Origin of the sequence: Paenibacillus sp. EKM301P, from assembly GCF_011800295.1 — a bacterium.
In the GTDB taxonomy this organism is placed as follows: domain Bacteria; phylum Bacillota; class Bacilli; order Paenibacillales; family Paenibacillaceae; genus Paenibacillus; species Paenibacillus polymyxa.
This window is the reverse complement of the sequence record NZ_JAALFM010000015.1, coordinates 47,775-59,737: the sequence shown is the minus strand read 5'-3', so window position 1 is coordinate 59,737 and position 11,963 is coordinate 47,775. Positions and strand designations below refer to the sequence as shown.

Genomic DNA, 11,963 nt, shown 5'->3' with positions numbered 1-11,963 from the left:
CTATGGAATGTCATCCGTGAGCAGTAATTTGAGCAAGAGCAACGGCAGACTGCGATTAAATGCCAAATCTTCAATGTGGCAGCAAGCGCTCCGGCAGCTGTTCAGAAACAAGCTTGCTATGGCTGGGCTGCTCGTCGTGGTATTTATGTTTTTGCTCTGTTTTATCGGTCCGTTATTTTCTCCTTATTCCGATAACAAAACGAACATATTAATAATGAACAAGGCGCCGAATATCCCTCACTGGCTAGGAACAGACAAGCTGGGACGGGATGTGCTGACACGTGTGATGCAGGCAGGTCAAATTTCTCTTACTGTGGGTTTGGCTTCTATGGTGTTGTCTGTCTTTTTAGGAGCAACGCTGGGGGTTATATCCGCCTATTTTCGCGGAATTGCGGATCAAATCATTATGCGCATTGCCGATTTGCTGCTGACTATACCCAGTTTGCCATTGCTATTTATTATGGGTGCGCTGTTATCTGACTGGAAGGTTCCGCCTGATCAACGGATGTATATCGTCATGTTGATGCTGAGTCTGGTCAACTGGCCGGGGATTGCACGGATGGTGAGAGGTCAGATGCTTAGTTTGCGAGAACGTGAATTTATGCAGGCAGCGACGGTACTAGGACTATCGAATCGCCGAAAGCTTTTTAAGCATCTGCTGCCGAATATTTTGCCATTGTTGATCGTTATCGCTACATTGAACATTGGCGGAGCCATCCTGAGTGAATCTGTACTCAGCTTCTTTGGTCTTGGCGTGTTGCCCACGACACCGACTTGGGGCAATATGATTGATGCCGCCAACAATGTACTGGATTTTCAGCAACGACCTTGGTTGTGGATACCACCAGGCCTGTCTATTTTTGCAACAGTCATCGCTATTAATATTTTTGGTGACGGGCTGCGGGATGTACTCGACCCGAAACATAAGAGGTAGGTGATCATGCACCATGGACAATTTACTTTCCATTGAACATTTAAGCACTCATTTTTATACAGAAGAAGGAACGGTCAAAGCGGTGGATGATATCAGCTTTCGCGTGAAGCCGGGGGAGACGGTATGCATTGTCGGTGAATCGGGCTGCGGCAAAAGTATTACCGCCATGTCGATCATGGGCCTGATTCAGAGTCCCGGTGGTAAAGTCGCAGGTGGAAGTATCCGTTTTGAGGAAACCGATCTGCTAGAGCTTAGTAGAAATGAGATGCGCACGATTCGCGGACATGAAATCTCCATGATTTTTCAGGAGCCGATGTCTTCATTAAATCCGGTGATGACCATTGGTGAACAACTGTCTGAGCCACTGATTGAGCACTTAAAGATGGGCCGAAAGCAAGCTCGCAAGCGGGCGCTAGAGCTGATTGAACAGGTCGGCATATCCCGACCGGAGCAGATTTTAAAAAGCTATCCCCATGAACTGAGTGGAGGGATGCTGCAGCGAATTATGATTGCCATTGCTGTTTCTTGCGGACCCAAGCTGCTTATTGCGGATGAGCCGACCACGGCACTGGATGTAACAATTCAGGCACAGATTCTCGACATGCTGCGTGAATTTAAAGCCCAATCCAATATGTCGCTCATGCTAATCACCCATGATTTGGGTGTTGTTGCGGAGATGGCCGATTACGTCATTGTGATGTATGCGGGCAAGATCGTCGAGGAAGGCGAAGTGGTGCAGCTATTCAATCACCCCAAGCATCCCTATACACAGGGGTTGCTCAAGTCCAAACCGGTGCTTAATCAGCGCCAAAAGGAGCTGTATTCCATCCCCGGACAGGTACCTAATCCACTGGAGCTGACGACTTCCTGTTATTTTCATGACCGCTGCGGGCATTGCATGGACATTTGTCGTGTAAAGGAGCCTACATTAAAAGAAGTTTCAGCTCAGCAGAAAGCATCCTGCTGGTTGTATGAGGAGACGGTTGTTTATGGCTGAGACGTTGTTGGAAATAGACCGTTTAAAAACATACTTCCCGGTGAAGTCCGGTTTTATGAATCGTACTACAGGGCACGTGCGGGCAGTAGACGATATAAGCTTTACGATCCGTCAGGGTGAAACCTTCGGTCTGGTGGGGGAATCGGGGAGCGGTAAAAGCACGGTGGGCCGCACGATTGTCAGATTGACGGATAAAACAGATGGTACCGTAAAATACAAAGGGGTGGATCTCCACAGCTTGTCGGCCAAAGGGATGCAGGAACTTCGTCCTAAAATTCAGCTGATCTTTCAAGACCCGTACAGCTCGCTGAATCCGCGTGTACGGATCGGAGATGCCATTGGTGAGGCGCTGCTCGACCACGGTATAGCTACCAAAGAGGAGGTCCGGCAGATCGTGCTGGACGTACTTAAGCTGTGCGGATTGTCGGAATATCATATCGACCGTTTCCCGCATGAATTTTCGGGAGGCCAGCGTCAACGGATTGGCATTGCCCGCGCGCTGGCGCTTCAACCGGATCTGATCATCGCTGATGAGCCGGTGTCAGCGCTGGATGTGTCCATACAGGCGCAGATTATTAACCTTTTTGCCAAATTGCAGGCCGAGCGGGGTCTGACATATTTGTTCATCTCCCACGATTTGAGCGTAGTTGAACATTTATGTTCTCGTATTGGCGTGATGTACCTAGGCTCTATGGTCGAAACAGCTTCGCGTGACGAGTTATTCGGCAATCCGCTGCATCCGTATACGAAGGCGTTGCTGTCGGCTGTGCCTATACCAGTGCCGAAGCTAAAAAGAGAACGTATTTTGCTCAAAGGGGATATTCCAAGTCCGGTGAATCCGCCTTCGGGCTGCAAGTTTCATACGCGCTGCCCCTTTGCAATCGACCGCTGTTCTCAAGAGATTCCATTCTATCGTGAAGCTCGCCCAGATCACTGGGTGGCTTGCCATTTGGCTGAATGAACGAAGTTAACTCAGCAAGTTTTGTGCCGTTGTCACGGCAGACCGTTCACCGCAATGAAACGGTTCTGCTAGAGCAACGGCTTTTTGCTGTATAGTGTTTTGAAATGTTTGAGTTGACAATCTACTTGAAGCAGAGGTATATTAAACATTAATCGTAATGATTACTATTAAAATGCAAAAGCATGTCCATATTTGTGTCCTTCCGTCCCGCGATCGCGATGGGGAACCTTTATGATTGGCATATATAACAAGGAGGAGCTTTACATGGCCAAGAAGTCGAAAATCGTAAAAGAGAAGAAACGTCAGGAAATTGTAGCGAAATATGCGGATTTGAGACGTGAATTAAAAGCAAAAGGGGACTATGAAGCTTTGCAAAAGCTTCCTCGGGACTCATCCCCAACCCGCTTGAAAAACCGTTGCGAGCTGACAGGCAGACCGAGAGGATACCTGCGCAAATTCAAGCTGTCCCGAATTGCGTTCCGCGAGCTGGCCCATAAAGGCCAAATACCAGGCATTACGAAATCTAGCTGGTAATTTAGAAACCGATTAATTGTTTGTATGTTTATCTGATAGCAGGTTGTAACGAGAATGCTTCATGCCGTAGGGTGGCGTGGAGCATTCTTTTTAGAAGGAATATATTATCATTTGTATTGATTCTCCTCAGTTGGTTAGGTAGAATATGGACGGGTTAAAAATAATACATAACAAGCGATTACATAATGTGGATATGTCAGATTATGTATACCTCAGGAGGAGCTACAAGATGGAAGTGAAACAGAGAGAGGACTCCTTTTGGAGTATGGTCAAAAAAGGAAATAAATCTTCAGGCTCGGCAGCGTTGGGTAATACCGGCATTGCCCTGATTAAGGGGATTGCTTTTGCCTTGACAGGCAGTGGCTCTATGTTTGCTACGATGATGCATTCCATTGCGGATGCAGTGAACCAAATGTTTGTATTTGCAGGCAGTGTATTGGCAGAGAAAAAACCTACGAAACGGTTTCCTACTGGCTTTGGACGGGTAATTAATCTTTTTTGTATGGTTGCTGTTATTGTCGTAACGATTATGGCCTACGAAACTGCATTGGAAGGAATTCATTTGCTACAGCATCCGGCTGAATCTGCACAAGGATTTTGGATTAATGTAGTGGTGCTGGTTTTGTCATTGGCGGTTGACGGATTTGTATGGAGCAAAGCGATGAAAGAAGTGCTGCATGAATCCAGAGTGGAAGCTAAGGGGCTAAGTATTTTTACTTCTGCCTTTCGTCATGTGGGACGTGCTGCGCCACCAACCCGTTTGGTGTTCTATGAGGATTTGGTTGCAACGACAGGTGGGGTACTCGCCCTGCTAGCTGTAGTGGTCACATCGCTGACTGATTTTAAGCTGCTGGACGGAATTTCAAGTATTCTCATCGGCTGTCTGATGGTCGGTGTAGCGTTCCGGGTCGGTTATGACAACATGGTGGGCTTGATTGGTGTATCAGCACCTCCCGATATCGAAGAACGTGTGGCTTCCATTATCCTGGCAGATACACATGTGACCGATATTTCTCAAATGCGTATTTTGCAGGAGGGGCGTTACTATCACGTCGAAGGGGTAATTGAGCTTACTTCGGGCATGACGCTGGCCGATGCTGATGATATCAAATTTAGAGTCGAGGATGCTCTGCTGCGTGATCCTAATATTTCAGATGCCGCATTGGGGATTCTAGAGGATGACGGGATTAGAAACTGGAAACAAGAGAAGCCTAAAGCTTAGAAAAATGGACCAAAGCGAACCTGGACGGAGCTTAAGAATGTAAATAAGAACCTTCATGACCACGACAACGTGGCGTGGAGGTTCTTTTATATTTTTCCAATTGTATTCCTACCCCTTTGAATTTAGGCTGATTGTTAGATACAATGAAAGCGTTAACAAAAAGAGGGTGAAACGAATGCTTCTCATGGGGAGGAAATGCGAATGAGTCTTCTGAAGGAGGCTTGGCCTGCTTCGCGGCTCGTCAACGCGCTGGCTGGCGGAGTGCAGGGTTCAGCAAGACAACGGTTAAGGAGCAATTGGACCCAAAGGCTACGGGCAACTGTCGATAAACCGGCATTCGCCGAGCTTTGGAAGGACATCGAACGCATCTGCAATGATGTTCGGGAAGCGCCTTGGCCTGAACTACCATTGTCTCTGTTCCGGCAATTTGCTAATACAGGGGAGCGCAAGCCGTATGAGGATGTATACTTCGAACGGCGCGGACGACTAGTTGCTATCGTGCTGGCAGCTGTTGCCGATCCGGTGCCTCGGAAGATGAAAGAGGTGGAAAGCGGACTGCTGGACATATGCAGCGAATACACTTGGGCGCTTCCTGCACATGTCAACGAAGAGGACACTGTAACACCGCCTTGGCAGCAGGTGGATTTATTCGCGTCCGAAACAGCGCAAATGCTGGTTGAAATTTTATTGCTGCTTGGAGAAAAGCTGGTTGATCACGTAGTCGTTCAGGTGCACAAAGAGGTTGAGCGCCGTGTACTGGAACCTGTTTTTTGGCAGCCTCATCATTATGATTGGGAAACGGCAGAGCATAACTGGTCGGCAGTATGCGCTTCGGGTTGCGGAATTGCTGCATTGCTGCTGGCAAAAGACGACTTTTCCAAAGCGGTAGCCATCGAGCGTGTGCTGGGCGCACTGGATTGTTTTTTGGCAGGCTACAGAGAGGACGGGGGATGTCCCGAAGGCGTAGGTTATTGGGTGTATGGCTTTGGGTACTTTATATATTTTGCCGATATGCTGCGTGAGTTTACCGAGGAAGCTGTGGATATTTTGAACTCGGAAAAGGTAAGGCAAATCGCAGCCTTCGCAGAACGGGTCCATTTGTCGGACGGTATTTTCGCTAATTATTCAGATAGTAGTGAAACTGAACGGTTACCTTCCGGACTCATCTCCTATGTGAATTATTTGCTGGGACGCCCATCTACACTTCCTTTTCGCGTACCTGGTTTGTTGAAAGATCCGTGTCGCCGCTGGGCTCATGTATTGCGTAACCTAGTCTGGACGAATCCCTTGGTGTATGGATGCGGTGAAGCCGAAATCGATTATTTGCCACAACTCGGCTGGTTGATGTGCCGTAGCCTCAGTTCTAGTCATCATGGATCTGGGGGGCAGCAGGATCATTCAGATGCCGTACTTGCTTTTTCAGCCAAGGGTGGGCATAACAATGAGCCGCACAATCATAATGATCTTGGACATTTCATCCTTCATGGCGGCGGCGAAAATCTACTTTGTGATCTGGGAGCAGGCTTGTACACGAAAGCCTATTTTTCGCCCGGACGGGAGTCGATTATCAATATTTCCTCCAGCGGCCATTCCGTGCCTATCATCAATGGGACCGCGCAGCAATCCGGAGCAAAGGCAAGGGCGGTTGTGCTGGATGTTGCTATGGATGAGCAGGAGGGAGCACAGACAGTCACAAGCTTTAAGCTCGACTTGACATCTGCTTATGCTGTAGATGAATTGGCTGTTTTCACCCGTTCCTTTGCCTGGAGTGTACTGGAGGGAAACGAGGGAGCAAGGCTTACTGTCACAGATCATTTTGAGTTTGAAACGTCTAGTATGAACGTGAAGCCGTGGGATGTGGAGGAGCTTTTGATCAGCCGTATTCAGCCTAATACAGGAGCAGGCTTCGTGGAATGGAAAGGAACGAATGCAGTGGTTAGGCTAAATTATGATGCTGGCGCGCTGAGGCAGAGGCTGGAGGCTGTGAAGCATATAGATCATGACGGAGTGCCCTTTGTATTTTATAAGACATCACTGCAACTGGATTCCAATCGCTGGAACGGCTCAGCAAGTGTCGATTGCAATCTATTTTTTACCATACATCAATCTTCATGTTGAATGGGAGGCATACAGAATGAATAAGCTTCAAACAGGCAGCGTATACCCTTGGCAGACGGAACTGGAGAGATTTATACAACAGGTGGAAAGCGCACCAAATCGAGAAAATGATGGATGGACACACGAACGTAAGCTGGCTGTGCTGGAAAAGCTGGTTCGTGCATATGCCTTGTATCAGGATGAAAACGGAGCTATCATTGACCCTCATTCTGAAAGTGAACGGTATTACTCCACCCCATCCTATGCGTTGAGTGCGGCTGTGCTGGTCAAAGAAGGCCGGCATGATTTACTCGAATCTGCGGCTGCGGCCTTGACGCATAGCATAGCCTGTGTAGTGGACGAAAAAGCGCCAGATCATCACCCGGACTTTTTTCCAATTATGATGATGGGGGCGTATCGTATCCTTAAAAATCTGCTGCCAGAGCAAGCCACGGCTTGGAAGCAGCAGTTGAGCAGGATTCAACCTGAGCAGACTTACATTTTTACGATGAGCAAAATGAAAAATCCAAACCGGATGATCAACTGGAACGCGATCATGATTTCCGGCGAGTTTTTGCGTGCCACTGAAGGGATTGCAGCCGACTCTGAGTGGATGGAGACGTATATCCGCAACTACCATTTACCTCGTTTTACCGGTTTGGGGCTGTATCAAGATGGTCCGCTGGATCGGCCCAATAGCCCATTCGCCTACGATATTGTCACACGGTTTCATCTGGGCGTGATGCTGGAGAGCGGATATAATGGCGGCTGTGCTCTCGAAGTGCGTGACTACCTTCGCAGAGGAGCACTTAGCTCATTGCTGACTTTATCCCCGCATGGGGAAATTCCTCCGCGTGGAAGAAGCGCGCAGCACCAATGGAACGAAGCGGCTGCGGCTTTTGTTTTTACAACACATGCTCAGCAGGCGTATACAGCAGGCGAGCATGGGCTTGCAGGTGCATTTCGACGGGCAGCAGATCTATGCTGGCAATCCATTAGCCGATGGCAGACCGATGATGGCAAGCTGCATATCGTTCGCAACCATTATTCGTCTGAGGCACGCCATGGCTTTGAGGTGTACTCGAATCATACCTGCTACAGTCTGTGGACGGCAGCGGTGCTGGCCCATACCCTCCTACATGGGAAGGAGATTGATCGTATTCCTCCGACCTCTATCCCGGCGGAGATCGGCAGTCGGGTGTTGGCAACGGACGGCTGGTTTCAGACCGTCATTGCAGCTGTAGACGGGCAGCAAATGCTTGTGCAGACCTCAATCAACGATCCGTACAATATTCCGGGCATCGTACGTGTTCAACGTTCTGCGCTGCCGTCTCTGATCGGCCCATCCTCAGCAGGACACGCAGATCGCGGCTTTACGGGTTTCGCGGAGGGAGATATTTTCCCGCTGAGCTATACACCAGCCTGGCAAACCGAAGACGGAAAATGGCACAGCTTGTCAGAAGGAATCCCCGGTACATTGGAATTCGATCGTGATGGAGGGATTGATCCGCAGGATGGCGGAGGAAACGTACAGATGGAGCGCAGCTCAGCGTCTGATGGAGAGACAGATTTCACTCTGCTGTGGGAAGGTCCATTCCCGGGGGTGAGGGAAATCCGAACGCATTATCGTCAGGTGCCCGGCAAAATTGAAGTGTCGTATGAGCTTCAGGGCAATATTCAGAATGTGGGGGCACTTATTCCATTGATGGCGTATGACGGTCGGGAACGAAGTGTGATTCATCATGTGATGGCAGCCGGGGAGGAAACTGAAAGCATTCGCGTAGAATATGCGGGCGCAAGCCTTGAAGTTATCCCCACGACGGAAGGAACAAACGTCGTATGGCCGGATGAATTGACTGCCGTAGCCTGCCGAAATGGTTTACTTAAGGGAGCGCGTCTAGAGTGTGGCGGCAGTCGCATTTCCTTTATCATTCGGTTACCTGAATAGATAGTTCGGGAGCCATAGTTATCTTCAATCATGTGGAAAGGGAGAGGGAAAAAGGAATGATAAAATCAGAAGCGTGGCTGGAGCAATCGTGGGAGCTGGCATTGGATAAAACGCTTGCCTTGGCGGCAAGACTGGGGGACGCCTTTCCACATGTTGCAGAGGGTGGACGTTATGATAATCGTGAGGAAGCATGGTGGACAGCAGGCTTTTATCCGGGACTGCTATGGCTGGCCCATCGGGCACGTCCTGATTGGGAGTCTGCCAAAATTGCACAACGGTGTGAGGCCCGGTTGGAAAAAATACTCTATAATAGCGAAGCTGTAGACCATGATCTCGGTTTTATTTGGCTGCTCAGCGGTGTGGCCGCCCATCGGTTGACTGGAGATTCAGAGTCCAGAAGACGGGGGTTATTGGCTGCTAATTTGCTGGCTGCCCGTTTTAACGTAAATGGCCGCTTTATTCGCGCGTGGAACTTCCACTCGAAGGATATGGATACACGGGGTGTTGCGATTATAGACAGTATGATGAATTTACCCTTGCTCTATTGGGCCTCGGAGGAAAGTGGAGATCCACGCTTTGCGGCTCTCGCTGTCCAGCATGCAGATACCGTGGCACGTGAGTTCGTTCGTTCGGACGGCTCCATTGCGCATGTGGTTGAGTTCGATCCGGAGATTGGAAAAAAGGTCGCTGAGCATGGCGGACAGGGATTTGCTCCCGGTTCCGCCTGGGCACGTGGCACGTCTTGGGCTTTGTACGGTTTTACGCTTTCGTATGGATACACACTCGATTCGCGTTATTTAAAGGTGGCCGAGAACACGGCTGACTTTTTCCTGTCCCAGTTGGGCGATGCTTGCCTGCCTGTATGGGACTTTAGAGCAGAAGAAGGACACCGCGAAGCATGGGATTCGTCAGCTGCGGCCATTGCAGCTAGCGGTTTGCTGGAACTAGCAAAATATTCGGCACGTGCAGAGCAATTTACAAAAGCTGCAGAATCCATCCTTCAGGGTTTGCATCACACGTGTACGGCATGGGGCGAAGAACATGAGGGATTGCTGATGAACGGAACCGTACATTATCCTGAGCAAAAACACATCAATGTGCCCATCATCTACGGCGATTATTTCTTTGTCGAAGCATTGGCAAAGCTGCGTGGTGAGGAAGGTTTGTTTAGTGTGGAGGGCAAAAAATATAGTAAGTAAGATGGTCAGGAACAAGCTCATTCGAGCTGAGTTGTTGCTTGTCAAATCGATATAATAAATAGTGAGGCAGCGTATGTGTAAACTCATTTACACATACGCTGTTTTTTTATGCGTGAAAAGGCTGATTTTAATTCGATGCCAAAGTACTACGTATAGGTAGATAAGAGACTGTAGCAGCGCTTATTTCGTGCCTAATCAGAGTAAAATCACGGTATATAAGCTCTTAAATCCTATAAAAATGTCCATTTTAATGCATGGAAATAGGTCTTTTCACTTGTTTATGAGTGTTTATTCGTAAATTGACAATTCAGGGAGGTGGCCGTATGATATCTCCTTGGGTAAAGGAATAAAATGGATTTTAACGAATGCAAAGGAGTTATACATCATTATGACAGTAACAAGTGATAGTGTAAGAAAGATTTACGGAGGATTTTGGGTGAGAACGGCAGCGTTTGTGATTGATCTGATCATCCTTACTGCCATAATCCTTTCAATAGGGGGAGCAATTTACATCATCCCAGATATTTTGGGTATAAAGGAGACGGTGTTCATACAAGTACTGCTTATGTGGTGGCCGCTAATCTTTTGGCTCATGGTGCCATGGCTGTACTGTGTATTATGGGAGTCGTCGAAGGTAAGAGCAACACCAGGTAAGCTCGTGTTCTCTTTAGTTGTTGTAGATAAGGAAGGAAAGCGTCTTGGATTCTTACATGCCTCAGGGCGTTATTGGATTAAAGCCATTTCTTTTGTGATTTTACGTCTTATTTACATTGTGGTCGCTTTTACTGCGAAAAAACAGGGAGTCCACGATCTTTGTGCCAGCACCTTAGTTGTAAATAAAAAAGAGTTGCAGCGACATGAGCAGCAATCGTCCCTACCTCCAGTAGCTTCTAATAGAATGAATTAAGGAAATCGCCGTTGCAGATGATGGGACTATTATGTAATATAAAGTAAATGATAATGATTATCATTTTCTATGAAACTACATAACTTGGAGGATACATCATATGCAACATATAAAAATATCGCCTCGATTCCCCGTGCTGACGAGTGTAATGCTCATTATAGCCATTGTACTTTCAGCTTGTAGCTCACAAGAAAATGGTGCCCAAACTTCCCTTACGGCAGGACAGGCTACAAACAGCACGGAGCAAAAGGAAACGGCATCTACAACGCCGACCACCCGGGAATATACAGACTTTCAAAAACGTAAAGTCACGATTCCGGTAAATCCGCAGAAAATTGTTTATGTAGGCAGTGATCCAGGGGATTTGCTTGCCTTGGGTGTACGTCCAGCAGGTGCGAGTCTGAGTGTCATTCAGTCACAAATAGTGTACGCAGACCTTACCAAGGATATTATCGATATAGGCTACCCGGTGAATCTGGAAAAGCTGACGATGCTGAAACCAGACCTTATTCTTTTCGATAATTGGGATGTAAAGACGATTGACACGTTAGCTAAAATTGCACCTACCGTGGTTCTTAATTCCGAATTGGCAACTTTTGAACGTATGCAGGAGCTAGGTAAACTTCTTGGGAAAACTAAAGAGGCAGATCGGTTTAAAACCTTATATGACGAGAAGGCCAAACAAATGAAGGCCAAGCTGGATGTTGACATTAAGCCGGGAGAGACAGCAACAGTGCTGTTAGTTATGGGGGATAACCTGTATGTTATGGGACATCAGGGTATATCCGTGTCGTTGTATGATATGCTCGGTTTTATACCAGCTTCCAAGGTACAGACAGACTTGATTGATAAAAAAGAGCGCTTTGCTACCATTTCTAACGAGGTACTTCCTTCATTTATCGGGGATGAACTCTTTATTCTGTCGGATCAGAGTGAAGAAACAATTGCAACGACCAGAAACCTGATGAATAGTGAAGTGTGGAAAACGATTCCTGCCGTTCAGAATAAACGGGTTTATACGCTTGACAGCTCGTGGAATTTTGATGATGCCATTACGAGAGAACGATTGCTGGAACAAATTCCAGATTTGATGAAGCAAAAGTAAACAAGGAACCAGCCAGTGCCTGAAAGCATTTGCTGGTTTCTTTGTTTTTTCATTATGGC

At 47.7% G+C, this 11,963-nt stretch carries 10 protein-coding genes; all 10 read left to right on the top strand.

The annotated features are described in order from the left end of the window. Positions 1 to 7 precede the first annotated feature (7 nt). The 10 genes from opp4C (at position 8) to HFD99_RS22375 (ending at position 11,904) form a co-directional block, all read left to right on the top strand. Entirely contained in the window at positions 8 to 934 is a 927-nt protein-coding gene (opp4C, locus tag HFD99_RS22420; RefSeq protein WP_031463402.1) for an oligopeptide ABC transporter permease, read from the top strand. 13 nt (positions 935 to 947) lie between these two features. Then, on the top strand, positions 948 to 1,931 hold the full coding sequence (locus HFD99_RS22415) for an ABC transporter ATP-binding protein (protein WP_031463403.1): 984 nt from the start codon (positions 948 to 950) through the stop codon (positions 1,929 to 1,931). Further along, complete coding sequence (locus HFD99_RS22410) at positions 1,924 to 2,892, top strand: ABC transporter ATP-binding protein (RefSeq protein WP_031463404.1); 969 nt, start codon at positions 1,924 to 1,926, stop codon at positions 2,890 to 2,892. The genes HFD99_RS22415 and HFD99_RS22410 overlap by 8 nt, the downstream gene beginning before the upstream one ends. Positions 2,893 to 3,156: 264 nt before the next feature. Next, positions 3,157 to 3,426, top strand: a complete 270-nt coding sequence (gene rpsN, locus HFD99_RS22405; RefSeq protein WP_017428381.1) for a 30S ribosomal protein S14 — start codon at positions 3,157 to 3,159, stop codon at positions 3,424 to 3,426. Positions 3,427 to 3,655: 229 nt separating this feature from the next. Continuing rightward, entirely contained in the window at positions 3,656 to 4,648 is a 993-nt protein-coding gene (locus HFD99_RS22400; protein WP_016821124.1) for a cation diffusion facilitator family transporter, read from the top strand. 201 nt (positions 4,649 to 4,849) lie between these two features. After that, positions 4,850 to 6,766, top strand: a complete 1,917-nt coding sequence (locus HFD99_RS22395) for a heparinase II/III domain-containing protein (protein WP_031463405.1) — start codon at positions 4,850 to 4,852, stop codon at positions 6,764 to 6,766. A 16-nt stretch (positions 6,767 to 6,782) separates the two neighbouring features. Then, on the top strand, positions 6,783 to 8,693 hold the full coding sequence (locus HFD99_RS22390; RefSeq protein WP_031463406.1) for a hypothetical protein: 1,911 nt from the start codon (positions 6,783 to 6,785) through the stop codon (positions 8,691 to 8,693). A gap of 56 nt (positions 8,694 to 8,749) precedes the next feature. Beyond that, positions 8,750 to 9,892: a glycoside hydrolase family 88 protein gene (locus HFD99_RS22385; protein WP_017428384.1), complete on the top strand. Its 1,143-nt coding sequence runs from the start codon at positions 8,750 to 8,752 to the stop codon at positions 9,890 to 9,892. A gap of 388 nt (positions 9,893 to 10,280) precedes the next feature. After that, positions 10,281 to 10,799, top strand: coding sequence for an RDD family protein (locus HFD99_RS22380; RefSeq protein WP_025364737.1), 519 nt, complete (start codon positions 10,281 to 10,283; stop codon positions 10,797 to 10,799). A gap of 100 nt (positions 10,800 to 10,899) precedes the next feature. Continuing rightward, positions 10,900 to 11,904 carry an ABC transporter substrate-binding protein gene (locus HFD99_RS22375; RefSeq protein ID WP_031463407.1) on the top strand — a complete coding sequence of 335 codons (1,005 nt, stop codon included), beginning with the start codon at positions 10,900 to 10,902 and terminating at the stop codon, positions 11,902 to 11,904. The last annotated feature ends 59 nt before the right edge of the window (positions 11,905 to 11,963 follow it).